The 23,649-nt window shown below is 68.0% G+C and carries 24 protein-coding genes and 1 riboswitch; of the genes, 4 read left to right on the forward strand and 20 right to left on the reverse strand.

What is annotated here, in order from left to right:
• Window positions 1-46: 46 nt before the first annotated feature.
• The 16 genes from C6P61_RS14755 to C6P61_RS14830 all read right to left on the reverse strand — a co-directional run bounded on the left by C6P61_RS14755 (window position 47) and on the right by C6P61_RS14830 (window position 16,448).
• Entirely contained in the window at window positions 47-1,777 is a 1,731-nt protein-coding gene (locus C6P61_RS14755; RefSeq protein ID WP_105730692.1) for a cation acetate symporter, read from the reverse strand.
• Entirely contained in the window at window positions 1,774-2,082 is a 309-nt protein-coding gene (locus C6P61_RS14760; protein WP_105730693.1) for a DUF485 domain-containing protein, read from the reverse strand. The genes C6P61_RS14755 and C6P61_RS14760 overlap by 4 nt, the downstream gene beginning before the upstream one ends.
• 125 nt (window positions 2,083-2,207) lie before the next feature.
• The gene (locus tag C6P61_RS14765; RefSeq protein ID WP_244908963.1) at window positions 2,208-2,843 is read right to left on the reverse strand and encodes a histidine phosphatase family protein; all 636 of its coding nucleotides are present in this window, start codon (window positions 2,841-2,843) and stop codon (window positions 2,208-2,210) included.
• Window positions 2,840-3,670, reverse strand: coding sequence for an adenosylcobinamide-GDP ribazoletransferase (locus C6P61_RS14770; RefSeq protein ID WP_425319758.1), 831 nt, complete (start codon window positions 3,668-3,670; stop codon window positions 2,840-2,842). The genes C6P61_RS14765 and C6P61_RS14770 overlap by 4 nt, the downstream gene beginning before the upstream one ends.
• 11 nt (window positions 3,671-3,681) lie before the next feature.
• Window positions 3,682-4,728: a nicotinate-nucleotide--dimethylbenzimidazole phosphoribosyltransferase gene (cobT, locus tag C6P61_RS14775; RefSeq protein WP_105730694.1), complete on the reverse strand. Its 1,047-nt coding sequence runs from the start codon at window positions 4,726-4,728 to the stop codon at window positions 3,682-3,684.
• Window positions 4,729-4,792: 64 nt separating this feature from the next.
• On the reverse strand, window positions 4,793-6,277 hold the full coding sequence (locus tag C6P61_RS14780) for a cobyric acid synthase (RefSeq protein WP_105730695.1): 1,485 nt from the start codon (window positions 6,275-6,277) through the stop codon (window positions 4,793-4,795).
• On the reverse strand, window positions 6,274-7,368 hold the full coding sequence (locus tag C6P61_RS14785) for an aminotransferase class I/II-fold pyridoxal phosphate-dependent enzyme (protein ID WP_105730696.1): 1,095 nt from the start codon (window positions 7,366-7,368) through the stop codon (window positions 6,274-6,276). The genes C6P61_RS14780 and C6P61_RS14785 overlap by 4 nt, the downstream gene beginning before the upstream one ends.
• A complete protein-coding gene (locus C6P61_RS14790; RefSeq protein WP_105730697.1) occupies window positions 7,361-8,476 on the reverse strand; it encodes a CobD/CbiB family cobalamin biosynthesis protein in 1,116 nt (371 codons plus the stop codon). The genes C6P61_RS14785 and C6P61_RS14790 overlap by 8 nt, the downstream gene beginning before the upstream one ends.
• Window positions 8,473-9,306, reverse strand: a complete 834-nt coding sequence (gene bluB / locus C6P61_RS14795) for a 5,6-dimethylbenzimidazole synthase (RefSeq protein WP_105730698.1) — start codon at window positions 9,304-9,306, stop codon at window positions 8,473-8,475. The genes C6P61_RS14790 and bluB overlap by 4 nt, the downstream gene beginning before the upstream one ends.
• A gap of 6 nt (window positions 9,307-9,312) precedes the next feature.
• The gene (gene cobO, locus C6P61_RS14800; RefSeq protein ID WP_105730699.1) at window positions 9,313-9,882 is read right to left on the reverse strand and encodes a cob(I)yrinic acid a,c-diamide adenosyltransferase; all 570 of its coding nucleotides are present in this window, start codon (window positions 9,880-9,882) and stop codon (window positions 9,313-9,315) included.
• A gap of 27 nt (window positions 9,883-9,909) precedes the next feature.
• The gene (locus C6P61_RS14805) at window positions 9,910-10,686 is read right to left on the reverse strand and encodes an ABC transporter ATP-binding protein (RefSeq protein WP_244908964.1); all 777 of its coding nucleotides are present in this window, start codon (window positions 10,684-10,686) and stop codon (window positions 9,910-9,912) included.
• Window positions 10,683-11,765: a FecCD family ABC transporter permease gene (locus C6P61_RS14810; RefSeq protein ID WP_105730700.1), complete on the reverse strand. Its 1,083-nt coding sequence runs from the start codon at window positions 11,763-11,765 to the stop codon at window positions 10,683-10,685. Before C6P61_RS14810 ends, C6P61_RS14805 begins: the two co-directional genes overlap by 4 nt.
• Window positions 11,762-12,694 (reverse strand): ABC transporter substrate-binding protein, encoded by a 933-nt coding sequence (locus C6P61_RS14815; RefSeq protein WP_105730701.1) that lies wholly within the window; start codon window positions 12,692-12,694, stop codon window positions 11,762-11,764. Before C6P61_RS14815 ends, C6P61_RS14810 begins: the two co-directional genes overlap by 4 nt.
• Window positions 12,691-13,263 carry a bifunctional adenosylcobinamide kinase/adenosylcobinamide-phosphate guanylyltransferase gene (locus C6P61_RS14820; RefSeq protein WP_425319759.1) on the reverse strand — a complete coding sequence of 191 codons (573 nt, stop codon included), beginning with the start codon at window positions 13,261-13,263 and terminating at the stop codon, window positions 12,691-12,693. Before C6P61_RS14820 ends, C6P61_RS14815 begins: the two co-directional genes overlap by 4 nt.
• Window positions 13,257-14,606: a cobyrinic acid a,c-diamide synthase CobB gene (locus C6P61_RS14825; protein ID WP_105730702.1), complete on the reverse strand. Its 1,350-nt coding sequence runs from the start codon at window positions 14,604-14,606 to the stop codon at window positions 13,257-13,259. Before C6P61_RS14825 ends, C6P61_RS14820 begins: the two co-directional genes overlap by 7 nt.
• Before the next feature lie 18 nt (window positions 14,607-14,624).
• A complete protein-coding gene (locus C6P61_RS14830) occupies window positions 14,625-16,448 on the reverse strand; it encodes a TonB-dependent receptor domain-containing protein (RefSeq protein ID WP_105730703.1) in 1,824 nt (607 codons plus the stop codon).
• A 68-nt stretch (window positions 16,449-16,516) separates the two neighbouring features.
• Window positions 16,517-16,754: riboswitch (cobalamin riboswitch) on the reverse strand.
• A 32-nt stretch (window positions 16,755-16,786) separates the two neighbouring features.
• Between C6P61_RS14830 and C6P61_RS14835 the strand changes: the two genes are divergently transcribed.
• The 3 genes from C6P61_RS14835 (at window position 16,787) to C6P61_RS14845 (ending at window position 18,133) form a co-directional block, all read left to right on the forward strand.
• On the forward strand, window positions 16,787-16,999 hold the full coding sequence (locus C6P61_RS14835) for a DUF904 domain-containing protein (RefSeq protein ID WP_105730704.1): 213 nt from the start codon (window positions 16,787-16,789) through the stop codon (window positions 16,997-16,999).
• Entirely contained in the window at window positions 16,999-17,301 is a 303-nt protein-coding gene (locus tag C6P61_RS14840; RefSeq protein WP_105730705.1) for a cell division protein ZapA, read from the forward strand. The genes C6P61_RS14835 and C6P61_RS14840 overlap by 1 nt, the downstream gene beginning before the upstream one ends.
• A 526-nt stretch (window positions 17,302-17,827) precedes the next feature.
• Window positions 17,828-18,133 carry an SWIB/MDM2 domain-containing protein gene (locus tag C6P61_RS14845; RefSeq protein ID WP_105730706.1) on the forward strand — a complete coding sequence of 102 codons (306 nt, stop codon included), beginning with the start codon at window positions 17,828-17,830 and terminating at the stop codon, window positions 18,131-18,133.
• Between the two features lie 88 nt (window positions 18,134-18,221).
• Here the strand turns inward: C6P61_RS14845 and C6P61_RS14850 are convergent, their stop codons facing one another.
• Complete coding sequence (locus tag C6P61_RS14850; protein WP_105730707.1) at window positions 18,222-19,526, reverse strand: MFS transporter; 1,305 nt, start codon at window positions 19,524-19,526, stop codon at window positions 18,222-18,224.
• Between the two features lie 31 nt (window positions 19,527-19,557).
• On the opposite strand from C6P61_RS14850, the gene C6P61_RS14855 reads away from it, so the two are divergent.
• Window positions 19,558-20,565: a D-2-hydroxyacid dehydrogenase family protein gene (locus tag C6P61_RS14855; RefSeq protein ID WP_105730708.1), complete on the forward strand. Its 1,008-nt coding sequence runs from the start codon at window positions 19,558-19,560 to the stop codon at window positions 20,563-20,565.
• Between the two features lie 29 nt (window positions 20,566-20,594).
• Here C6P61_RS14855 and C6P61_RS14860 read toward each other — a convergent pair whose 3' ends face one another.
• The 3 genes from C6P61_RS14860 to C6P61_RS14870 all read right to left on the reverse strand — a co-directional run bounded on the left by C6P61_RS14860 (window position 20,595) and on the right by C6P61_RS14870 (window position 23,647).
• Entirely contained in the window at window positions 20,595-22,526 is a 1,932-nt protein-coding gene (locus tag C6P61_RS14860) for a GspE/PulE family protein (protein WP_244908965.1), read from the reverse strand.
• A gap of 111 nt (window positions 22,527-22,637) precedes the next feature.
• Window positions 22,638-22,859 (reverse strand): DUF2788 domain-containing protein, encoded by a 222-nt coding sequence (locus C6P61_RS14865; protein WP_105730709.1) that lies wholly within the window; start codon window positions 22,857-22,859, stop codon window positions 22,638-22,640.
• Window positions 22,860-22,861: 2 nt separating this feature from the next.
• Complete coding sequence (locus C6P61_RS14870) at window positions 22,862-23,647, reverse strand: DUF2189 domain-containing protein (protein WP_105730710.1); 786 nt, start codon at window positions 23,645-23,647, stop codon at window positions 22,862-22,864.
• Between the last annotated feature and the right edge of the window lie 2 nt (window positions 23,648-23,649).

Consider the following 23,649-nt stretch of genomic DNA (forward strand, 5'->3'; position numbering starts at 1 on the left):
CCGGTTTCTTGTGGCGCCGGGATCGCTCCCGGACGATGTTGGCAGATCAGTGACCCGATGCGCCCGAGGCACCCAGGCCGGTCTCGGAGCGGACCTTCTGCACCGCGTAGGCGGCGCGCTCGTTGGCGGCGTCCTTGCTGCGGTCGAGGATCGAGAACAGCCAGATGCCGACGAAGCCGATGGTCATCGAGAACAGAGCCGGCGAGCTGTACGGGAACCAGGCCGAGCCCTTGGGGTTGCCGAGCGTGGCTTCCCAGACCGAGGGCGAGACCACGGTCAGGGCGACCGAGGAGAACAGGCCCAGGAAGCCGCCGATCACGGCGCCCTTGGTGGTGCAATCCTTCCACAGCACGCTCATGAAGAGCACCGGGAAGTTGGCCGAAGCCGCGATCGCGAAGGCCAGCGACACCATGAAGGCGATGTTCTGCTTCTCGAAGGCAATGCCCAGGGTCACAGCCAGCACGCCGAGTGCCAGGGTGGTGATGCGCGAGACCTTGAGCTCGGAAGCGCTGTCGGCCTTGCCCTTCTTGAACACGGTGGCGTAGAGGTCGTGCGAGACAGCGGAGGCACCCGACAGGGTCAGGCCAGCCACCACGGCCAGGATGGTCGCGAAGGCCACGGCCGAGATGAAGCCGTAGAACACGTTGCCGCCGACGCTCTTGGCGACCAGCACGGCTGCCATGTTGGCGGTACCGGCACCACCCAGGATGATGCCCTTGGCGACGTCAGCCATCTCGGGGTTGGTCAGCACCAGGGTGATGGCACCGAAACCGATGATGAAGATCAGGATGTAGAAGTAGCCGATCCAGGTGGTGGCCCAGAACACCGACTTGCGGGCTTCCTTGGCGTCCGGCACGGTGAAGAAGCGCATCAGGATATGCGGCAGACCGGCGGTACCGAACATCAGCGCCATGCCGAAGCTGATGGCGGAGATCGGGTCCTTGATGAAGCCGCCCGGGCCCATGATGGACAGGCCAGCAGCAGCAGCCTCTTCCGGCGTCTTGCCCGTGTTGGCAGCAATCGCGGTCTTGACTTCAACGCCCTTGGCGAACAGCGCCTCGAACGAGAAACCGTACTGCGACATCACCATGAAGGCCATGAAGGTCACGCCCGACAGCAGCAGCACAGCCTTGATGATCTGCACCCAGGTGGTGGCAGTCATGCCGCCGAACAGCACATAGATCATCATCAGCGCGCCGACGATCACCACCGCCATCCAGTACTCGAGGCCGAACAGCAGCTTGATCAGCTGGCCGGCACCCACCATCTGGGCGATCAGGTAGAAGGCGACCACGACCAGCGTGCCCGAGGCCGCAAAGGCGCGGATCGGAGTCTGCTTGAAGCGGTAGCCGGCCACGTCGGCGAAGGTGAACTTGCCGAGGTTGCGCAGGCGCTCGGCCATCAGGAAGGTGATGACGGGCCAGCCGACCAGGAAGCCGATCGAGTAGATCAGGCCGTCATAGCCGTTGGCCATCACGGCGGCGGAAATACCCAGGAAGGAAGCAGCCGACATGTAGTCGCCCGCGATCGCCAGGCCGTTCTGGAAGCCGGTGATGCCGCCACCGCCGGTGTAGAAGTCGGCAGCCGACTTGGTCTTGGACGCCGCCCATTTGGTGATGTAGAGCGTGCCGCAGACGAACAGGCCGAACATCGCGATGGCGGTCCAGTTGGTCGCCTGCTTGGCCGACTCGCCGACGTCACCGCCGGCGGCGTGGGCCGCGCCGGCGGCCGCGAGGACCAGCAGCGCGCCCAGGAATGCGCTAAGGTTTTTCTTCATTTTGCGGCGTCCTTCAGGATTTCCTTGGTCAGCTCGTCGAACTCGCCGTTGGCGCGACGGACGTAGATGCCGGTGATCACGATCGTGAACACGATCACGGCCATGCCGATCGGAACGCCGACCGTGGTCACACCTGCACCCAGGGGCTGGGCCAGGAAGGGTTTGTTGAAGGCGATCAGCGCGATGTAGCCGTAGTACACGACCAGCATCAGGATGGACAGCAACACGCCGAAGCTGTTGCGCTTGGACTGAAGTTCCTGGTATTTGGGATTTTTCAGGATCTTGTCGACTACCGGATCACTCATGGATGTCTCCTCTCATGGTGTGGATGGGGCGAAGCATTTCATGTGAAGGATTCACATGTGTCCCATTCTCAGGTCGGGTCTGACGGTCTGCTTACGAAGCCTGTCAACCAGGCCAGCTTCGGGGGTTAACCCTGAAAGGAATAACCCTTGCCTGCTCCATACGGGAGCGGCCAGTCCAGGCAATGCCAGCCACCAAACGCGGGGGCCTGGGCCGGCCAGTCAGTCGCCAGCGGGCGGGCGTCGGGTCGCGCGTGCAGCAGGCTGGCGGCACGGATCACGCCGGCATGGGTGAACCAGACCAGATCCTGGCTGGCTGGATATTGTTTTTCTGTGGATGGCTGAATCAGGCCTGCATCGTGCAGCGCCTGCCCGACCCGCGCCAGCAGTTCGGCCACGCTTTCGCGCCCGCCAAAGCGGTGCGAGTGGAAATTGTCAGTCCAGGCATCGAATTCGGCCCGATCGATGGCGTCCCAGCGGCTGAGCTCGAAGCGGCCGAAGTCCATCTCGTTGAGGCGAGGGTCGCAGAGCGGCAGCGCGAGCTCGGGCCGCCGCGCCTGCAGCGCGCGTGCGAGCTGCTGGGCGCGCTGCAAGCCGGACATCACCAGGGTGGCGCCGGCGGGCAGCACCGCAGCCAGCTCGCGGGCCGCGCGTTCGGTATCGGCTGCGTCGGCCGGCATGTCGCTGGCGCCGTAGCAAAGGCCAGGCTCGACCAGCGGGCGGGCATGTCGCACCAGCCAGAGCCGGCGCATGCCGCTGCTCATGCAGCAGCCCCAGCGCCGGATGCCAGGGCCAGGCCGAGGTAGAAGGCGATTTCGCCGACCTGTTGGGTGGCACCGAGTCCGTCGCCCGTGAAGCCCTGCAGCCGGCGCTTGAGCAGGCGCCGCATCCAGAGCGCGGCCAGGGCCGTAGCCAGCAGGGCGGCAGCCCAGGCCGGATCGGCCCGCCAGCCGACCAGCAGCGCCATCACCAGGGCCCACCAGAGTGTTCCGGTGAGCAATGCCGAGAGGCTGATCGCATCGGCCAGCGGCTTGGACTTGGAGCGCGGCGTGTCGCCGACATGGGGCAGGGTTGCGATCACGAACAGCGGCGCCAGCCTGGAGCTCACATGGGCGCCGAACAGCGCCGCGACGGCCAGCGCGCCATCGAGCTGGGCCAGCGTCGCGAGCAACGCGGCCTTGAGGCCGAAGGCCAGCACCAGCGCCACCGAGCCGAAAGAGCCGATGCGCGAGTCCTTCATGATCTCGAGCGCGCGCTCGCGGTCGTAGCTGCCGCCCAGGCCATCGGCAAGATCGGCCAGGCCATCTTCGTGGAAGGCGCCGGTCAGCCAGACCGTCCAGACCGTGCTGGCGAAGGCCGCGACCCAGGGTGCGGCTGGCACCGAGGGCAAGGCCCACAGCAGCAGGCCGAACAGCGCGGCTGCCAACGCGCCGATCAGGGCACCGATAGCCGGCATATGGGCGGCGCTGGCACGCAGCATGGCCGGGCTGTAGCCGACCCAGGCTGCCAGCCGGCCCGTGACCGGAATCCGGGTGAAGAACTGCAGCGCCAGCAGCCAGTGGCGCACGAACAACAGCAGGCGCTGCGTCATGACCGGCCCTGTCAGGCCGCGCCGTCCCGGGTCGAGACCCCGGCCGACTCGAAGCTGGCCATCTCGCGCAGGATGGCGCAGGCCGACGGCAGCAGCGGCCAGGCCAGCGCAGCGCCCGAGCCCTCGCCCAGGCGCAGCCCGAGGTCGAGCAACGGCCGGGCTTCCAGCTGGGCCAGCATCAGGCTGTGGCCGCGCTCGCCCGAACGGTGCGCGAACACGCAGCGCTGCAGCACGGCCGGCACCAGGCGCGAGGCGACCAGCACCGCCGCGCAGGTGATGAAGCCATCGACCAGGATCACACGCCGCTCGGCGGCTGCCTGCAGCACGGCACCGACCATGGTCGCGATCTCGAAGCCGCCCATCGCGGCCAGCACGTCCAGCGGCTCGGTCACGCCTTCGTGGCGCAGCAGCACCTCGCGCAGCACATCGGTCTTGCGCGCGATGCCGGGCTGGTCCAGGCCGGTGCCGGCGCCGGTGCAGTCGGCGATGTCCAGGCCGCCCAGGCGGGCCAGGATCAGCGAGGCCGGCGAGGTGTTGCCGATGCCCATCTCGCCCAGCAGCAGCACGTTGCCCGGCAGGCCCTCGACCAGCTCGATGCCATGCATGAGCGCCTGCTCGCATTGTTCGCGGCTCATGGCCGGCTCGGTCGAGCAGTCGGCGGTGCCGTAGCCGACCTTACGGATCTGCAGTCCCGGACGCGGCGCGAAGTCGTGTGCGACGCCGCAATCGACCACGGTCATGCCGATGCCATGCTGGCGCGCCAGCACGGTGACGGCGGCACCGCCGGCCAGGAAGTTCTCGACCATCTGCCAGGTCACGTCGCTCGGGTAGGCCGAGACGCCACGCCGGGTCAGGCCATGGTCGCCCGCAAACACCACCATCTGCGGCGCGCGCAGCTCGGGCGAGTCGCTGCCCAGGATCAGACCCAGGCGCAGCGCCAGCGCCTCGATCGCGCCGAGAGAACCGACCGGCTTGGTCTTGTGGTCAAGCTGGCGCTGCAGCGATTGGGCCAGCGCCTCGTCGTGCAGGCTGTCGATCCGGGGCAAGGTGAAAGTCATGTCGATTCCTATATTGGGGTCAGAGACCAATTTTTTCGGGCCGCTGCAGGCAGGCAGGCAGGCTTCAGGCGATCAGCGCATCAAGCAAGCCGGGGGCAATATGCTGTTCAAGATAGTCCGCCAGGCCGTCGAACACGCAGTCGAGCGTCGGGGCCGAGGCGCCGAACAGCGCCTGCAGCACGGCCGGGTCCTCGAACAGACCATGCAGATAGCAGCCCAGCACATTGCCGCGCTCGTTCTGCCAGGCCAGGCCGGGCAGCACCTCGCGCGCGATGTCGCCGGCGGCGGCCATGGCCGGGTGCTGCGCGGTCTGGCCATGGTGGATCTCGTAGCCCTGCACCGCCACCCCCGACAGGGCCGACCAGGCACCGACCAGATCACCGAAGCCGGCCTGGGTACGCTGGACGGTCTTGTCGGGATCGAACTGGGTCACCAGCGGCAGCAGGCCCAGTCCGGGCGCGTTGCCGTCGACGCCATGGGTATCGATCAAGGCCTCGCCGAGCATCTGCAGGCCGCCGCAGATGCCCAGCACCGCTCCGCCCTGCCCCGCATGGTCGGTAATCGCGCGGTCCAGCCCCTGCTCGCGCAGCCAGGCCAGGTCGGAACTGGTGTGCTTGGAGCCCGGCAGCACGATCCAGTCGGCGCCAGCCAACTCGGCCGGACTGCGCGCCCAGACCAGGCGCAGGCCCGGAATGTTCTTCAGGGGCTGGAACTCGTCGAGGTTGCTCAGACGCGGATAGGCCACCACAGCGACCGTGCGCGTGACCGCGCCCTGGCTGCGGCTGCGGTCGTCGAACACGCCGTCCTCCTCGGGCAGGCCATGCTGCCACCACATCGGCAAGGTGGCGACGGTCGGCACCCCGGTCAACTGCTCGAGCTGCTCGGGCGCGGGAGCCAGCAGCGTCGCATCACCACGGAACTTGTTGAGCACGAAGCCGTCGATACGCGCGCGGTCAGCCTCAGGCAACAGGGCCCAGGTGCCGTAGAGATGGGCAAAGGCGCCGCCCCGGTCGATGTCGGTCACCAGCAGGCAGCGTGCATCGGCCGCGCGCGCCACGCGCAGGTTGACGATGTCGCTGGCCATCAGGTTGATCTCGGCCGGCGAGCCCGCGCCCTCGATCACGACCACGTCGTACTCGGCGCGCAGGTCGTCGAGCGCCTGCGCGATGCGAGGCCAGACCTTTTCCGAGCGGCCACGCCATGGCATGGTGCTGAGTTCGGCATCGACCTGGCCCAGCATGACGACCTGGCTGCGGGTATCAGCCTCGGGCTTGAGCAGCAGCGGGTTCATGCGCACATCGGGCTCGGCGCGGGCGGCAAGCGCCTGGAAATATTGCGCCGAGCCGATCTCGCCCGAGCCGCCGGGCGAAGCCACGACGCGCGCGTTGTTGCTCATGTTCTGCGCCTTGAACGGCGCAACCTTGAGGCCCTGGCGCGCGTAATGGCGGCACAGCGCAGTGGCGAGCCAGCTCTTGCCGGCACCGCTCGAGGTGCCAAGCACCATCACGCATTTGGCCCGCTGGGGGCCGGAATTGGCTTGAAGATTCATGTCAGGTGGCGAATGGAGGTCCAGGCCTGCGCGAGCGCGTCCTGCGCTTCGGGCGCCAAGACGCCCAGGCGTACGCAGCCGGGCAGGCCGAAGGAGGTCGCGTCGCGCAGCTTGACGCCGCGTGCGCGTAGCTGGGCCAGATCGGCCCCGAGGCCGGAGCTGCCGGAGCGCTCAGGGCGAGCGCCAAAGTAGTTGGCGTCACTGGGACGGGTCTGCCAACCCAGTGTATGACAGAGGTCGAGCTGTCGGCTTTTCCAGCCGCGCAGGGTTTCGAGGCTGGCGGCCAGCCAGTCCTGGGCTGCCGGCTGAGTCCAGGCCTGCAGCATCGCGACACCATGGGCCCCAACCGGCCAGGAAGGCGCGAGCGCCTGCAGGGCCAAGACCTGCTCGCCAGCGTCGCGCGGCGCGATCGCATAGGCGGCGCGCACCCCCGTCAGCCCCAGCGCCTTGTTCGGCGTCCAGAGCTGCCAGACCCGGTCCAGCCCGTCGGCGTCCAGCGCCAGCCGGCCCGCCAGACGCAGCGGACGGTAGGCGCAGTCGAGCACCAGCATCTGTTCGGGGCGCAAGCCCTGGACCTGCTGGGCCAGGCGCTCATGCGGCTGACCGAGCGGACTCGAGGGGTCGCAGGCCCAGAGCAGATCCGCCTCGGAGGGGTCGGTCACGGCCTGCAAGTCCCAGGCGCGGGCGGCCTCGGCGTAATCGCCATAGTGAAAAGGCGGCAGATGGACCGCAGCCGGCCGCTGCCAGCGCAACGGCAAGGCCGATGCCGATGCCGATGCCGATGCCGATGCCGATGCCAGGATCGAGGATTGCATCGACCTTGTCATACGGGCCGCCAGCGCGCTGATGCGGAAGATGAATTCGCTCGCGCTGCCGGCCAGCACGATGCGTTCGGGTGCCACCTGATGCCAGTCAGCCAGGCAGGCGCGCAGCGCCTGATAGTCCGGATCGGGATAGCGAGTCGGGTCGGCCGCCTGCACCGCCGCCAGCGCGGCCGGACAGGGTCCGCAGGCATTGCTGTTGGTCGAGAAATCGAAGCGCGGCACGCCGAAGGCATCGGGGCCGCCGTGCAGACGGGCGGATTCAGCCATGCCCGCCTCCGCTGGCTGGCCACAGGCCTGACAGCCACGCATCAGGCAGATCAGGCAGCCAAATTTGCGTAAGTGACAAGACTAGCGTGCCGAACACGATCAGGCCAAGCGCATGCCCTGCCAGCGCGCAGGCCCGTACGGTATCGAGTGGCCCGGGCGCCCGGCCCGTAGCGTTGAGCGTGTAGACCTCGGGCTTGCCGAGCCGGATGCCGAGCGCGAGCGCCAGCGCCCCCATCGGCCAGCCGCCGTTGGGCGAAGGCGTCAGGACTGCCTCGCGCCGCAAGCGCAATGGCGACAAGCCGCCCGCCGCCAACGCCAGCAGCAGCGCGCTCAGGCGCGCCGGCAACCAGGACAGCCAATCGTCGGCATGGGCCGCCCATTTGCCAGCCCATTCCCAGTGCCGCCCGCCGCGCTCGCCGCGGTAGCCCCACATCGCATCGGCCGTGTTGGCAAAACGGTAGAGCGCGGCACCCGGCAGGCCCGCCACGGCAAACCAGAACAGCGGCGCGATGACCGAATCGTTCAGGTTCTCGGCCAGCGACTCGAGCGCGGTCTCGCGCACCTGCGACTCGCTCAAGGCGGAGGTGTCGCGGCTGCAGAGCCAGGACAGGCGCTCGCGGCCCTGCGCCAGCGAAACCGACAGCGCCGCCTCGACCGCCTGCACCTCGCTCTTGAGCATGGCCCAGGCCAGCAGCGGTTTCAGCAGCAGTCCGAGGCCGAGCACCGCCACCCAGACGGGCAGTCGCAGCAGCAGGGATTGCAGGCCAGCAGTCGCCGCCAGCACCACAACAGCACCCGCACACCAGGCCAACGCACCGCGAACGAAGGCCACGTAGTCAGGGATTTCGACTGGGCTGATGGCCTGACTGGTACTCTGGCTTTGGCCATTGCTCTGGCGATCAGCCTGGCTGGCAGACGAATCAGCGGCTTGATCCGACGAACGCACACTGACCAGCGGCGCAATCCGCTGCCCCACCCAACCCAGGTAGTTCCCGATCCAGACCACCGGATGCCAGCGCAGCGGCGGCTCGCCGAGCCAGCGGTCGATCGCCAGCGCCAGCAGCAGGGCCGGCGCCAGGATCATCAAGTCAAACTCACCGACCCTCATGCGGGTAGGCCCTGATCGCCCAGAGTGGCGGCGTCCTGCAGCGCAACAACGGACGGATCGAACGAATCTCTCGGTTCAAACAGCGCGCTCGGCTGGCCCCAGCCCTCGTCGAACACCAGTTCGCTCAAGGGCTGACGGCTGGCCCAGCGCTGCTGCTGCAGCATCGGCTCGGCATAGAACTCGTGCACCGGACCCAGGCAGAGCAAGGCGATCGGCTCGGCGCCTGGTGGCAGGCCCAGCAGCGCCGCCACCTCGGCCGGGTCGAACAGCGAGACCCAGCCCATGCCCAGCCCCTCGGCGCGCGCGGCCAGCCACAGGTTCTGGATCGCGCAGCTGGCCGAGGCCAGGTCCATCTGTGGCAGCGTGCGGCGGCCAAAGACATGCTGCTCGCGCCCGTCGGCCAGGCAGACTGCCAGCAGCTCGGCGGCGTCGAGCAGGCCTTCGACCTTGAGCCGCATGAACTCATCGGCACGCTGGCCCAGCGCGCGCGCGGTCTCGATCCGCTCGCGCTCGACCGCCTGCTGCAGCTGCTCGCGCAGCGCCCGGTCCTGCACCCGGATGAAGCGCCAGGGCTGCATGAAGCCGACGCTGGGCGCCTGGTGCGCGGCCGTCAGCAGGCGGCGCAGCGTCGCGGGCTCGACCGATCCGCCGGCGAAATGGCGCATGTCGCGCCGCTCGAAGATCGCGCGGTAGACGGCCGCGCGCGCCTCGGGCGCGAAAGCCTGCTCGGGCAAGGCCGCAGCGGCATCAGTCGCATCAGCGACAGCGGCATCTGCAACCCCGGCGGCAGCAGCGCCAGCACCAACAGCGGGCGATGGGAGCTTCCTCATCAAGTATCAGTCCTCGATGCCGCGCTGGGCCGGAATGCCAGCCTGGAAGGCATGCTTGACCATCTTCATCTCGGTCACGGTATCGGCCAGCGCGACGATCTCCTCCGGGCAACGGCGGCCGGTCAGGCAGACATGGACCTGGCTGGGCCGGCTGCTCAAGGTGTCGAGCACGTCCTGCAGCGGCAGCCAGCCGTAGATCAGCGGATAGGTGATCTCGTCGAGCACGACCAGGAAGAATTCACCCGACAGGATCGCGGCCTTGGCCTTTTGCCAGCCGTCGCGCGCGAGCTGGGCCGAGCGCTCGAGGTCCTGGCTCTTCCAGCTGAAGCCGTCGCCCAGGCCTTCGATCGGAATGCCGAGCTGCTCGAACATGCGGTGCTCGCCAAAGCGTGCCGACGGCACCTTCATGAACTGGAAGATCCGGACCGGCTTGCCGCGCCCGTGCGCGCGCAGCGCCAGGCCGAAGGCGGCCGTGCTCTTGCCCTTGCCGTCGCCGGTGTTGACGATGACCAGACCGCGGCGCTCGCCTTCGGCCTTCTCGTAGGGTTTTTCGGTCGGGGGGGTTTCGATCTGCATCTTGTCAGTCCTGTTGGTGAGTCTTGTTCATGTGACCGAGGTGACCGGCAACGCCACCCACTGCCCGGCCAGGGCGTGGATCGCGATCCGGTGCTCAAAAACCTGTTCCAGCGCGCGTTGCGTCGCAACCTCATGGCAGGCGCCGTGGTGGGCAATCCGGCCCTGGCGCATCACGACCAGCTCATCGGCATGCAGCGCGATCGAGATCTCGTGCAGCACGCTGACCACGCTGCGGCCGGCCGCGACCAGCTCGCGCACCAGCAACAGCCAGTCGGCCTGGTGCGGCGGGTCGAGGTTGGCCAGCGGCTCATCCATCAGCAGCACCTGGGCCTCGACCGCCAGCGCCCGCGCCAGCAGCACGCGCTGGCGCTCGCCGCCCGACAGTTCGCCCAGCGCGCGCTCGCGCCAGTCCCAGGCCTGGGTCTGGCGCAGCGCCCGCTCGACCGCCGCCAGGTCGGCCGGACTGGCCGGCGCCAGCCAGGACTGATGCGGCAGCCGACCCAGCATCGCGACGTCATGGACCGTCAGATCATCGGCGGCCGACTGGTTCTGGCCCAGCCAGGACAGCGCACGCGCGCGCTGCTGGCGCGGCCAGTCATGCAGCTCGCGCCCGAGCAGCTCGACTTGGCCGCTGCAGGGCAACAGGCCGGCAATCGCGCGCAGCAGGGTCGACTTGCCGGCGCCGTTGGGGCCGACGACGGCGGTCCAGCAGCCGGCGCGCAGTTCGAGGTCGATCTGGTGCAGGATGGGAGTCCCGCCCAGGCTCGCGCCCAGGCCGCGCACCACGTAGGCGGGCGCGCTCACAGCAGGCCTCCGGCATGGAGTCCGCTGCTGCGGCGATGCATCAGCCACAGCAGATAGCCGCCGCCCAGCGCGGCCGTGACGACGCCGACCGGCAACTCCTGCGGCGCAATGACCCAGCGCGCCAGCAGGTCGGCGCTGGCCAGCAGCACGCCACCCATCAGGCTGGCCAGCCACATCAGCTGCCGATGCGGCACCTTGAGCACGGCGCGCACCAGATGCGGCGCCGCCAGGCCGACGAAGGCGATCAGCCCGGTCTGCGCGACCGCGGTGCCGGTAGCCAGCGCCAGCACCGCGACCAGCGCTGCGCGCAGCGGCGCCAGCGGCAGACCCAGCGTCTGCGCCGTCGCCTCGCCCAGGCTCAGGCCGTCGAGCACGCGCGCCAGCGCCGCCGCAAGCGCCATGCACAGGCACCAGCAGGCGAACATCAGGCCCCAGGAGGTCCAGCCGACAAAGCTGGTCGTGCCCAGCATGAAGGCCTGCATCGCCTGCAGCGAATCGGGCGAGAACAGCAGCACCAGCGAGGTCATCGCGCCCAGCACCACGCCGACGATGACGCCGGCCAGCAGCAGGCGCAGCGTATGACCGACGCCGCGCGCCAGCGCCAGCGTCAGCAGCACGGCCAGCACCGCGCCGGCAAAGGCCGCGCCGGTCAGTCCGAGCCGGACCCAGACGCTGCCCGACAGCATGCTGAAAGTTGCGCCGTTCATCATGCTGCCACCACCGACCATGCCAGCGCCGCCACCGACGGCGGCCAGCGCGATCGCCACCCCGAGCGAGGCGCCCGAGGCACTGCCCAGCAGATAGGGGTCGGCCAGCGGATTGCGGAACAAGCCCTGCGCCAGCGCGCCCGCCAGTCCCAGCAGGCTGCCGGCGGCCCAGGCGCCCAGGGTGCGCGGCAGCCGGATTTCCCAGACGATCTGCAGCGCCATCGCGCGCTCGGCCGGATCGGCGCTGGCATCGAGCAGCGGGCGCAGCAGGTTCTCGAAGCCGGCGCTGCCGATGCAGGTACCCAGGGCGGCCAGCAGCAGCCCGAGCAGCAGCAGACCCCAGCCCAGCAGCGCCGCCTGGCGCAACCTCATGCCTTGCCCCCGGCAGTCCTGGCCAATGCCTTGGCCGGTGACGGCTCGGCCTTGGCCGCGCCGGGTGCCTTTTCGGCCAGGCAACGCGCCATCAGGCGCGCGCCATCGGCCATGCGCGGCCCCGGGCGCACCAGCACATCCGACTCGGCGACCGGGAAGATGCAGACCCGACCCTCGCGCACGGCCCGGATGCCCTGCCAGCCCGGGCGCTGCAGCAGGCCCTCGGCATTGCGCTCGCCGATCATGATCACGTCCGGATTGGCGCGCACGATGTACTCGGGATTGAGCTTGGGAAAAGGCCCGAGGCTGGCCGGCAGGATGTTCCTGGCACCGAGCCGGGCCAGGGTTTCGCCGATGAAGCTGCCCTCGCCTGCGCCATAGGGGCCACGGTTGACCTCGAAATAGACCCGCACCTGGTGCACGCTGGGCGGCAACGATTGCGCGGCGGCCGAAACGCCGGCATCGATCTGGCGCCAGATCTTCTGCGCGTCGCTCACGCCCAGCACCTGACCGACCTTGCCCAGCACGCGCTGCACATCGGCATGGGTCTTGGGTTCGAGTGCCAGCACCGGAATGCCCAAGGCGACCAGCCGCTCGGCCGCGCGCGAGGAAGTCGCAGCCAGCACCAGGTCGGGCCGCAGCGCGACGATGGCCTCGATATTGGGGTCGAGTCCGCCGCCGACGCGCGGCAACTGCCTGATGCTCTCGGGCCAGGTCGAATAGCGGTCGACACCGACCAGGCGCTGGCATTGGTCGAGCTGGCAGACCATCTCGGTCAGCGAAGGCAGCAGGCTGACGATGCGCTGCGGCGTCCTGGCCAGCGTGACCGGACGGCCGCGGTCGTCGGGCAAGGTCAAGGTCAAGGCCCAGGCCGAAGCCGAGGCCCACAGGGAGCAGCCCGCCAGCAGCAGGATCAGCCAACGCTTCATGCTTCGTCCTTCAGGGTCAGCGGCAGCCCGGCAGCCATCAGCGTGGCGCGCGTGCAGCTGGCGGCCACCGCCTGGTTCAGCCGGCCCAGCATGTCGACGAAGGCGCGCACCTCGCGCCCGAGCGGGATCACACCCAGGCCGATCTCGTTACCGACAAGCACCACCGGGCCAGGAGCGGCCACAATTGATTGCGTAAGTTTCACAATTGAACGTTCGAGGACATCGGCCGGCAAGCCCTTGCCCTCGGCCGGCATCATCAGGTTGGTCAGCCACAGTGTCAGGCAGTCGACCACCAGCAGATGGTCGGGACGGCTGTGCGCGGCCAGGCATTCGGGCAGGCGCAGCGCCTCCTCCAGCGTGGCCAGGCCCGGCACCCGCTCAGCGCGGTCGGACTGGTGGCGCTCGATGCGCGCGCGCATCTCGTCGTCCCAGGGCTGTCCGGTCGCGATCAGCGTCGCGCGGTGCCCAGGCGCAGCCCGCAGCCAGGCGCGCGCCAGCAGCTCGGCCCGGCGCGACTTGCCGCTTTTCTGTCCGCCCAGGATCAGCTCGCTGCGCGCGACATTCAGCACGAAGCCTCCTGCGCCAGGAACAGGCTCGCCGCCGCCTCGGGGCTGGACGGGAACCAGGGGTGGAAATAGCTGGCCTGGATAGCACCCAGGCGGTAGACCGACTCGCCCTTGTCGGGTGCCGGCGCAGTGGCGGGACGCGCGGTGCGCGCGACCACCGCGACCTCGGACGCCGCCGTCGAATAGTGAAAAGTGTGGCCACGCAAGGTGCCGGCCGGCAGCTCGAGCTGCTGCGGCCCCAGCGCTGCCAAGCGCTGCTGCAGCGTGACGCGTCCCGGCAGCAGACCCCACATCGGATGCGCGATGCCCTGCTGGTCGACGATGGTGTCGAACAAGGCCATCATGCCGCCGCATTCGGCCCAGACCGGCTTGCCAGCCGCGACATGGGCGCGCAAGCTATCACGCAGGCCGGCGTTGGCGCCCAGGCGCTCGGCATGCAGTTCAGGGTAGCCGCCCGGCAGCCAGACCGCGTCGCACGGCGGCAGCGCGGCATCATTCAACGGCGAGAACCAGACCAGCTCGGCGCCGAGCTCGCGCAAGGTATCGAGATTGGCCTGGTAGATGAAGCAGAACGCCGCGTCGCGCGCGACCGCGATCCGCTGCCCAGCCAGCAAGGGCGGCACCGGATCGTGCGCAGGGGCCGCCGTGAAATCGACCGCCCAGCGCTGCAGCGCGGCCGCATCCATCTGGCCCAGTGGCGTCGCCGCCAGCGCATCGGCCGCAGCATCGAGCCGCTCCATGGCATCCTCGAGCTCGGTCGCCACCGTCAGGCCCAGGTGGCGCTCGGGCAGGGTCAGCGCCGGGTTGCGCAGCAGCGCGCCAAGCCAGTGCTCGGGCGCCACACCCTGCTCCAGCATCTTGCCATGGCCCGCGCTGGCGACCCGGTTGGCCAGCGCGCCGGCCCAGGGCAGGCCGGGCCGGTAATGCTGCAGACCGAAGGCCAGCGCCGCGAAAGTGCCGGCCATGGCCGAGGCGTCGATCACTGCGAGCACCGGCAGACCAAAGCGCTGCGCCAGGTCGGCCGCGCTCGGGTTGCCGTCGAACAGGCCCATCACGCCCTCGACGATGATCAGATCGGCGTCCTGCGCTGCCGCCTGCAACCGGGCCCGCACATCGGCCTCGCCCGTCATCCAGAGGTCGATCTGGTAGACGGGATGGCCGCTGGCGAGCTGGTGCCAGAACGGGTCGAGAAAGTCCGGGCCGCACTTGAAGACCCGCACCCGCCGCCCCTGGCGCGCATGCAGGCGCGCCAGCGCCGAGGTGATGGTGGTCTTGCCCTGGCCGGAGGCCGGGGCCGCGACCAGGATGGCAGGACAGCGAACGGCGGCTGACGCGGTATCGATCATTTCAACAGGCTTTCAGGCTCACTGCGGCGACCATTTCAGGCCCAGATAGAACAGGCGACCCGGCGTGTAGTAGCCGTTGGCCAATTGATAGTCCTTGTCGGCCAGGTTGTCGACCCGCGCCTGCAGCGTGACATGAGGCGCCACTTCGGTGCTGGCGTGCAGGTTCAACAAGCCGTAGCCACCCAGTGCGGTCTTGTTGTCCTTGTCGTCGTAGCGCTGGCCCGACAGCTGCAGCTCGGCACCGAGCTGCCAGCGGGCCACTCGCGTGTCGGCCGCCAGCGTGGCGTGCCGGCGCGAACGGCGTGCCAGCAGCTTGCCGCTGTCGAGATCGCGCGGATTCTGCAGGTCGAGCGAGGCGCTCAGATTGAAGCCAGCCAGCGAACGGGCGCCCGACAGCGTCAGGCCCTCGAGCCGGGCCCGCTTGGTATTGCCATAGCAGCCAGGGTACTTGCCACTGCCGTTGATGCAGCTGCCCGGTCCGCTGACATAGTTGATCAGGTCGTCGATCTGGTTGCGATAGAGCACGATACCGAAGCGGGTCGACTGCAGCGCATAGTTCAGGCCGAGCTCGAAGTTGCGCGCGGTCTCGGGACGCAGACTCGGATCACCGTAGATGCTGAAGCGCTGGAACAGGGTCGGCGCGCGGAAGGCGTTGCCGGCCGACACGCTGGCGCGCCAGTTCGGCGCGAAGGCATAGGCATAGGACGCGCTGCCGGTGTCCTGGCCACCGAATTCGCTGTCATCGTCATGGCGCAGGTTGAGCTGCAGCGTATGTGCCTGGTGCCGCAAGCCGTAGCCCAGCGCCAGCGCATCCTGGGAACGATCGGTCAGGACCGGCGTGGTGCTGGCGTTGTTGAGCCTATCCTCGCGCCGCTCGAGCGCGGCCGTCAGCAACTGGCCACCGATGCGGTATTCGTTCTGCCACAGGTAACTGCGCACCTGGGTATCGGTCAGGTAGGGCGAAGGCTGGGTCTCGTAGCGATCCTTGCCCTCGCTGAAACCGATCCGGGTCGAATAGGCCTCGCTCCACTGCGACTGCCAGTTCATCCCAAGGCTCTGCAGATGATGCAGATTGTGGTCGTCAGTGGTATTGCTGGCGTCATAGCGCGAGTCAGACCAGCTGTCGAGCAAGTTGGCCTCGATGCGCTGCTCGGGCGACAGCTGCAGGCCCAGGCGCGCATTGGCCGAGCGGTTCAGATAGCCGTCGCGGTCGGGATTGCTGGCGGCCTTGGCATTGAAACCCTTGCTGGTTTCGCGCGTCAGGCCGAAGGAATAGTCAAAGCCCTGCTGCGCGCCGCTGAAACCGGCATCGAGCTTGGCGGTGCGATCACTGCCCAGGCCCAGCCCCAGATAGGGCGTGAAAGCGCCCTCGCCCTTGCGGGTGAAGATCTGCACCACGCCCGCGATCGCGTCCGAGCCATAGATCGCGCCCGCCGGCCCGCGCAGGACCTCGATGCGGTCGATCTGCGCCAGCGGGATCGCTTCCCAGGGTGCGCCACCGGTGGACTGGGAATCGATCCGCACGCCGTCGAGGTAGACCGCGGTAAAGCGCGTATCCGCCCCGCGCAGGAAGACGCTGGTGGTGCCGCCAATGCCGCCATTGCGCGAGATCTCGATGCCCGGCACGCGTGCCAGCACATCGGCCAGGCCGGTAGCGCCGCTGCGCTCGATCGCCTCGCGGTCGATCAGGCTGACATCGGCCACGACATCGGTCAGCGGCTGGGCGACTCGCATCGCAGTCACCACCACATCCTTGAGTGACTGCTGAGCCAGCACAGGGAATGCGGCGGCCAGCGCCAGGTTGAGCACGGCCAGACGTGCAGGAAAACTGCTGAATTTCATGAAATGGAACGAGAACGAATGCCCTCACCGCCTTCCCCGACGGTGCATGAGCGTCACAGCCGCGCCTGAGCGCGGCCACTTCGTTGGCCGGTATCCGGGCTGGCGGAGACAACCTTCATCGCCTTCCCAGGCGCCTGCGGCGCCCAGTGGCTGGGAGATGAAAGCGGAGCCAGAATGGCTCGTCCGCTTACCGTTGCGGGGGCAGCGCTGGTTAGGACCGGGCCTCAAGCGGCCAACTCCCTCCAGCTTCCCGTTGAACTGCCGCACATGAACTGCGCAGCGAGCACCAACAAACAACATTCTACCCAGCCTGCACGCGCCGGACCTAAAATCAGCCCATGTCCTCTCAGACCCAGATAGACCAGATCGCAGACCGCGTCGAGCGCCTGCTGCTGCGCCATGCCGAGCTGCAGCTGCGCAATCGCGAGCTCGAACAAGAACTCCAGCAACTCGCACAGGAGCGTGACGCGCTGCACCAGCGCCTGCAGCTCGCCACTGTGCGACTGGACGCCCTGCTTGAGCAACTGCCGCTTCCCGTGGGAGACGAATGATGAACCAGCGCTACGCCAGCCAGAAGCTTGAAGTCCAGATCATGGGGCAAAGCTACACCCTCTCCTGCCCCGAAGGCGGAGCTGCCGCGCTGCAAGACGCGGTCGACAAGGTCGACGCCACCATGTGCGCCATCCGCGACGCCGGCCGCATCAAGTCACGCGACCGCATCGCGGTGCTGGCCTGCCTCAACATCGCGCACGAGCTGGGCCGTGACCAGGCCGAGGCCAGCCACCAGCAGCGCCTGGGCGGCCTGATCGACCGGCTCGACCAGGCCCTGGCCAGCAACGACAGCCCGGACTGAACGGCCAACTGGAAACCGGCGCGACGGCAGCAACTTTTGCCCTTACAATGGGGCTGTCTGCTGCCATGGTCGGGCTTTATATTTCCTTGAACCAATGCTCCATGAGCCCGGGCTTGGTACATTGCGTAACTGGTGTGAGCATCTCGCGTCAGATGAACCCGAAGTTGCGTTGCCCTCGCCCCCCTGAACCCCACCGTTCAGGATGACGGTCCGGCTTGGCAGCAGACACCCTAGACACTCTCATCGCGGCCTTTGCGCCTGTCGGTTCGAGCCCCCGACCCACCCTCTCCATCTTCCAGTCGTCAGTCATTCATGACAGCGTGCTGGCTTTGCCGTGGCTGAACCCCTTTTGCGGGCCTGCCACCCTGGCGCGGCAAGCCATCCAAGCGCCTGCGCCAGGGTAAAAAATCCCGGATTTGCCCCGGGTCGGCTAGGAAAAGCCCTGCTTTGCGTTTAGCATTCCACCACTCGCCAGCAGCCCTGCTGCCTGCGAAAACAGAATTCAACCTTCACAAGGATTTGCTATATGGCAACTGCAAAGAAAGCCCCCACCCAGACAGCTGTTGCTGCGCCCGCCGCCAAGCGCACCCCGAACGCCGCCTTCATGAAAGCCATGAAGCCCAGCGCCGCGCTCGCAGCCATCGTGGGTGCTGCCGCCCTGCCGCGCACCGAAGTCACCAAGAAGGTCTGGGAATACATCAAGAAGCACGACCTGCAAGACAGCGCCAACCGTCGCAACATCAATGCCGACGACAAGCTGCAGCCGATCTTCAAGAAGCCCCAGGTCTCGATGTTCGAGATGACCAAGCTGATCAACGAGCACCTGTCCTGATCCGCTCGCGATTCGCCTGAGAAAAAACCGACTCTTGAGTCGGTTTTTTCTTGCCTGTCACGGCGCTCAACGACAGCCCTGATCCGGCTCAGGCCCGCGCCACCGTGCGCCGGCCCACCCCCAGCGCCACCAGCACCGCGAGCAGCAGCACCAGGCCGGCGCCCGCCAGGGTGGCCTGGTAGTGGCCACGGTCCATCAGGGTGCCGAACAGCAATGGCGACAGGGCCAGGCCGGCATCCAGACCCGAATAGACGGTGCCGTAGATACGGCCGGTCGCACCGGCCGGGGTCGCGCGCTTGATCATCATGTCGCGGCTCGGCCCGCCAATGCCGACCGCGACCCCGGTCGCGGCCAAGGCCACCATGGTGCCGGTCGTGCCCAGCCAGCCGCTGGCGCACAACAGCAGCAGCAACGCCCCGCCACTCATGCAGAGCGCCACGACCTGCTCGCTGCGCCTGGCCCGGGCCGCGACAAAGCCGCCGGCCAGCATGCCGGCCGCACCGCACAACATATAGGCTGTCAGCGTCAGCGAGGCCGCCTGCAGGCTGACGCCATGCAGCGCACGCAGGATCGAGACCGAGAAGGTATGCACCACGGCCAGGGTCATGGTGGTCAGCAGGAAGAAGGCAAAGCACCACCAGACCACGGGCAGGCGCAGGAAATCGAATTCCCCCTCGGCAGCTGGTGCGCCCGCTCCGCCCTGAGCGCCCTGGCGGCCCGCAGCGACCGGCCTGGGTGCGGCCGCGACCGTGGCCAGGTGCTGGCGTTGCCAGACCAGCAGCGCCAGCACCAGCGCGTACAGCAGCAAGGCGCCCAGACAGGCCAGGCGCCAGTTGCTTGAGGCCGCGACCCCGACCAGGAAGGCCGTGCTGAGCGCCCAGCCCAGGTTACCCGACAGCCCATGCACGCTGTAGGCATGGCCGAGCCGCGGCGCCGAGACGCGCTGGTTCAGGATCGAGAAATCGACCGGATGAAACGGCGCATTGCCCAGGCCTGCGAGCAGCGCCGACAGCATCAGCCCGGCATAGCCCTGCGCCAGCGCGGCCGACAGGGCCGCGCCCATGAACAGCAGGATCGAGCCAAACAGCACCGGGCGCGCACCGGTCCGATCGACGACAAAGCCCGACAGGGCCTGGCCCAGGCCCGAGACGGTGAAGAACAGCGTCATCAGCCCGCCGAGCTCGGAAAACGACAGGCCGAAGTCGCGCTGCAGGAAGGGAAACAGGCCCGGCAGCAGCAGGTGAGAGAAATGCGACATCGCGTGAGCGAGCCCGACCAGTGCCATGACGGTCGCGTCGGCGCGCCAGATCAGCGCCTCAGGGGCGGCGGATTGAAGGGGGTGACTCATGCCGACGATATTAAGTGATGACAGCACGGCCGGATTGGCGGTCATGACAGGCCGATCTGCCGGCACAATATCGGCTATGAACATCGTGATTTTGGACGACTACCAGGATGCAGTGCGCAAGCTGCAATGCGCCAGCAAGCTGGAGCCCCATACCGTCAAGGTGTTCACCAACACCGTCAAGGGGGTGGGACAGCTCGCGGTGCGCCTGCGCGACGCCGACATCCTGGTGCTGATCCGGGACCGCACGCCGATCAACCGCCAGCTGGTCGAGAAGCTGCCACGCCTGAAGCTGATCGCGCAGACCGGGCGCGTCGGCAACCACATCGACCTGGCGGCCTGCACCGAGCATGGCGTGGCGGTCGCCGAGGGCCTGGGTTCGCCGATCGCACCGGCCGAGCTGACCTGGGCCCTGATCCTGGCCGCGATGCGCCGCATCCCGCAATATGTGGCCAACCTCAAGCATGGCGCCTGGCAGCAGTCAGGGCTCAGGTCCTCGTCGATGCCGAGCAATTTCGGACTCGGGCAGGTGCTGGCCGGCAAGACGCTCGGGATCTGGAGCTATGGCCGCATCGGCCGCATCGTGGCGGGCTACGGCCGCGCCTTCGGCATGAGGGTGCTGGTCTGGGGCAGCGAGCCGACGCGCCAGCATGCCCGGGCCGACGGCTACGAGACCGCCGACTCCAAGGCCCAGTTCTTCGCCACCTGCGATGTGCTGAGCCTGCATCTGCGCCTGGGCGAGCAGACCCAGGGCGGCATCTCGCTCGAGGACCTGTCACTCATGAAGCCGACCGCGCTGCTGGTCAACACCTCGCGCGCCGAACTGCTGCAGCCCGATGCGCTGGTCGCAGCGCTCAACCGCGGCCGGCCCGGCATGGCGGCGGTCGATGTCTTCGAGTCCGAGCCGATCCTGCAGGGCCACGCACTGCTGCGGCTCGAGAACTGCGTCTGCACGCCGCATATCGGCTATGTCGAGCGCGACAGCTACGAAACCTATTTCAACGCCGCCTTCGACAATGTCGTCAATTTCCTCAACGGCCAGCCGAGCCAGATCGTCAACCCTGGCGCGCTGCCGCTGCGGCGCTGATCCGGATCAGGTGGCGCGGCGCGACCGGCTCAGTCGTTGGTCGAAGCCCTGACCTCGGCCAGCGAGGTCTGGCCGGCCAGCACCTTCTCGATGCCATCCTGGCGCAGCGAGCGCATGCCCTCGCTCAAGGCCAGCGCCAGGATCTCGGCCGGCCGCGCGCGCTTTTGCACCAGCTGGCGCACGGCTGGCGTCGCCGCCAGCAGCTCGTGCAAGGCCATGCGACCCATGTAGCCGGTGTTGCCGCAGTGGTCGCAGCCGGGGGCCTGAAAATCCTGCAGCATGCCGCCCTTGGCATGGCGTTGCCGCCATTGCTCGTGCAGGGCCTGGGTGTCGCGCAGCGCGTGGCCCGGAGGCAAGGCGCGCTGGTAGTCATCGGTGATTTCGCGCAGGCGCGGCGCCAGCATCGGACGCGACTGCTTGCAGCTGGCGCACAGCTTGCGTACCAGGCGCTGGGCCAGGATGCCTTGCAGTGAATCGGCAAACGAGAAACTGTCGACCCCGAGGTCGTTCAGGCGCACGATGGTGTCGGCGGCGGAGTTGGTGTGCAAGGTCGACAGCACCAGGTGGCCGGTCAGCGAGGCCTCGATCGCCATTTCGGCCGTTTCCGGATCGCGGATCTCGCCGACCATGATCACGTCCGGATCGGCGCGCAGCAAGGAGCGCAGCGCGGCGGCAAAGGTCCAGCCGATGCGCGGATTGACCTGGATCTGACGCAGGCCATGCTGGGTGATCTCGACCGGGTCCTCGGCGGTCCAGATCTTGCGGTTCGGTCGGTTCAGCCGCTGCAGCACCGAGTGCAAGGTGGTGGTCTTGCCCGAACCGGTCGGCCCGACGCAGAGAAACAGGCCGTTGGGGCGCTCGACCACCTGCTGCAGCAGCTCGAGCTTGTCGGGCGCCAGCTCGAGTGCCTCCAGCGGCACCACCCTGAAGGCGGTCAGCAGACGCATCACGATGTCCTCTAGCCCGTGCGCGGTCGGAATCGTGGCCACGCGCAGCTCCAGCGGCAGGCCGCCGTATTTCGCGAAGGCGATCTTGCCATCCTGGGGCTTGCGGCGCTCCGAGATGTCGAGGTCGGACATGATCTTGATGCGGGCGGTCAGCGCGTTGCGGTAGCTCGGCGGCAGTTCGAGGTAGGGACGCAGCTCGCCATCGATGCGAAAGCGGATCGACACCTTCTCGCGCCCGGGATAGGGCTCGATGTGGATGTCGGAGGCGCGCTGGTGATAGGCCTCGGAGATCATCGAGTTGATCAGCCGCACCAGGGTGTTGTCCGACTGCTCGAGCGGTTGCTCCTCCTGCTCGGGCTTGGCGTCGCCGCCATTGAGCTCTGCCGCAAGCATCCAGGCATCCTGCTCGGAGGACGCCACGGCGGCGGCGGCCAGCGCCTCGCGCTCGACACGGGGCGCTGGCTCCTGCAGCGCCAGGTTGTCGGCCATGCCGATGCCGCGATAGGCTTTGGCGATCTGGGCCGTGAGGTCGACGCTGGTCGTGACCACCGGCCTGACCTTGCGCTGGCTGGTGAACTCGAGTTCTTCCAGGATGCGGAACTGCAGCGGATCGGTCATCGCCACCACCAGAGTCGACTGCCACTCCATCAGCGGCAGCACGCGCAACCGGACCGCGGTGGTGGCCGGTACCCGGCGCAGCGCGGCGGCATCGATCGGGAACAGCTTGAGGTCGACGAAGGGGTAACCCATCTTGGTCACCAGCGCCAGCTGCAGATCGGCGGTCGTGACCAGCTTCATGTCGAGCAGGATCTGGCCCAGCGGCACGCCACGGGTCAGGGACTGGCGATGCAGGGCTTCGGACAACTGCTCGGGCGTGATCTTGGCCAGCGCCAGCAGGGCTTCGCCGATCGGCATCGGCTTGAGCCTGAGCTGCCACTCGAGCGCGGCGCGCAGATCCTCGCAGGTCGCCCGGACCGCATTGACCAGGCTGACGGGTACGGTATCAGGCGGCAAGCTGTCTCCCAAGCCGGGCAGTGCCGATGGTGAAACGGTCGATAGGTCCGGACGCTCGGGACGGCTCAACAGGCTTGGCATCATGGTGCAAGCAAGCGCCAGCGACGGCACTTAAAGATGGATGAACCATTGAATCACGTTTTTGGCAATGAAGCCCAGCATGCCGAAGGACAGCACGAGAAACAGCACGAAGGTGCCGAACTTGCCAGCCTTGGATTCGCGCGCCAGGTTGAGCACGATGAACAGCATGAAGAGGATGAAGGCGCCAACCCCGAAGGTCAGGCCGAATTCGGCGATCTGGTCCTCGGTCAGGCCAAACAATGAATTCTCCATCGTCAGCGCCCCCCGACAGCGGAGGCGGCGGATGCCGATGCACTGAGGTCGCGGTAGGCATGCCAGCTCGCATGCGCGAGCAGCGGCACCACGACCAGCAGACCGAGCAGGAAGCTCAGCAGCCCGACCAGCACCAGGCAGGCGATCAGGCTGGCCCAGAAGGCCAGCACCAGCGGATGATCAGCCACTGCGCGCCAGCTCGCGCGCACGGCATTCATCGGCAAGCAGTCACGGTCGATCAGCATCGGCAGGGTCAGGACGCTGGAGGCAAAGATCGGCGCCGCCAGCAAGCCGCCGAGCAGCACCCAGAATTCGAACAGCAAGGGCGACTCCGACAGCACGACATGGCGCAGGAAATCGACCACGGTATTGATCGGCGCTGGCGCGAGCAGGACCATCAGGCTGGCCGAAGTCAGGACCCAGGCGGTGCCGGCCAGGCACAACAGCAGGCCAAAGCCGACCAGGCGCGAGTCACGACCGCGCCAGAGCGCGACCAGCTCGGCCAGGCTCATGAGCCGATCGCGCTCGAGCTCGCGGCTGACCGCATACAGGCCAGTGGCCAGCACTGGCGCGACCAGCAGGAAGCCGGAGAAAGCCCCTACCAGCAGCCAGAACTGCTGATCGGCCACCGCATAGAGCAAGGCGCCGAACAGGGTGACGCACAGGCCATGGAGCAGGCCCGGCAAGGGATGGCGCACGAAGTCGCGCCAGCCCCGGATCAGCCAGAGCAAGGGAGAGGCCAGTGTCACGCGGGACACTGGTGACACGCGGGCAAGCTTGTCGTTCATCG

This window comes from Malikia spinosa (genome assembly GCF_002980625.1).
Taxonomy (GTDB): domain Bacteria; phylum Pseudomonadota; class Gammaproteobacteria; order Burkholderiales; family Burkholderiaceae_C; genus Malikia; species Malikia spinosa.

Excerpts from the sequence above, each read along its gene's own strand:
- C6P61_RS14755 (WP_105730692.1), bottom strand. The coding sequence starts at position 1,777 with ATGAAGAAAAACCTTAGCGCATTCCTGGGCGCGCTGCTGGTCCTCGCG.
- C6P61_RS14760 (WP_105730693.1), bottom strand. The coding sequence starts at position 2,082 with ATGAGTGATCCGGTAGTCGACAAGATCCTGAAAAATCCCAAATACCAG.
- C6P61_RS14765 (WP_244908963.1), bottom strand. The coding sequence starts at position 2,843 with ATGAGCAGCGGCATGCGCCGGCTCTGGCTGGTGCGACATGCCCGCCCG.
- C6P61_RS14770 (WP_425319758.1), bottom strand. The coding sequence starts at position 3,670 with ATGACGCAGCGCCTGCTGTTGTTCGTGCGCCACTGGCTGCTGGCGCTG.
- cobT (WP_105730694.1), bottom strand. The coding sequence starts at position 4,728 with ATGACTTTCACCTTGCCCCGGATCGACAGCCTGCACGACGAGGCGCTG.
- C6P61_RS14780 (WP_105730695.1), bottom strand. The coding sequence starts at position 6,277 with ATGAATCTTCAAGCCAATTCCGGCCCCCAGCGGGCCAAATGCGTGATG.
- C6P61_RS14785 (WP_105730696.1), bottom strand. The coding sequence starts at position 7,368 with ATGGCTGAATCCGCCCGTCTGCACGGCGGCCCCGATGCCTTCGGCGTG.
- C6P61_RS14790 (WP_105730697.1), bottom strand. The coding sequence starts at position 8,476 with ATGAGGGTCGGTGAGTTTGACTTGATGATCCTGGCGCCGGCCCTGCTG.
- bluB (WP_105730698.1), bottom strand. The coding sequence starts at position 9,306 with ATGAGGAAGCTCCCATCGCCCGCTGTTGGTGCTGGCGCTGCTGCCGCC.
- cobO (WP_105730699.1), bottom strand. The coding sequence starts at position 9,882 with ATGCAGATCGAAACCCCCCCGACCGAAAAACCCTACGAGAAGGCCGAA.
- C6P61_RS14810 (WP_105730700.1), bottom strand. The coding sequence starts at position 11,765 with ATGAGGTTGCGCCAGGCGGCGCTGCTGGGCTGGGGTCTGCTGCTGCTC.
- C6P61_RS14815 (WP_105730701.1), bottom strand. The coding sequence starts at position 12,694 with ATGAAGCGTTGGCTGATCCTGCTGCTGGCGGGCTGCTCCCTGTGGGCC.
- C6P61_RS14825 (WP_105730702.1), bottom strand. The coding sequence starts at position 14,606 with ATGATCGATACCGCGTCAGCCGCCGTTCGCTGTCCTGCCATCCTGGTC.
- C6P61_RS14830 (WP_105730703.1), bottom strand. The coding sequence starts at position 16,448 with ATGAAATTCAGCAGTTTTCCTGCACGTCTGGCCGTGCTCAACCTGGCG.
- C6P61_RS14835 (WP_105730704.1), top strand. The coding sequence starts at position 16,787 with ATGTCCTCTCAGACCCAGATAGACCAGATCGCAGACCGCGTCGAGCGC.
- C6P61_RS14840 (WP_105730705.1), top strand. The coding sequence starts at position 16,999 with ATGAACCAGCGCTACGCCAGCCAGAAGCTTGAAGTCCAGATCATGGGG.
- C6P61_RS14845 (WP_105730706.1), top strand. The coding sequence starts at position 17,828 with ATGGCAACTGCAAAGAAAGCCCCCACCCAGACAGCTGTTGCTGCGCCC.
- C6P61_RS14850 (WP_105730707.1), bottom strand. The coding sequence starts at position 19,526 with ATGACCGCCAATCCGGCCGTGCTGTCATCACTTAATATCGTCGGCATG.
- C6P61_RS14855 (WP_105730708.1), top strand. The coding sequence starts at position 19,558 with ATGAACATCGTGATTTTGGACGACTACCAGGATGCAGTGCGCAAGCTG.
- C6P61_RS14865 (WP_105730709.1), bottom strand. The coding sequence starts at position 22,859 with ATGGAGAATTCATTGTTTGGCCTGACCGAGGACCAGATCGCCGAATTC.
- C6P61_RS14870 (WP_105730710.1), bottom strand. The coding sequence starts at position 23,647 with ATGAACGACAAGCTTGCCCGCGTGTCACCAGTGTCCCGCGTGACACTG.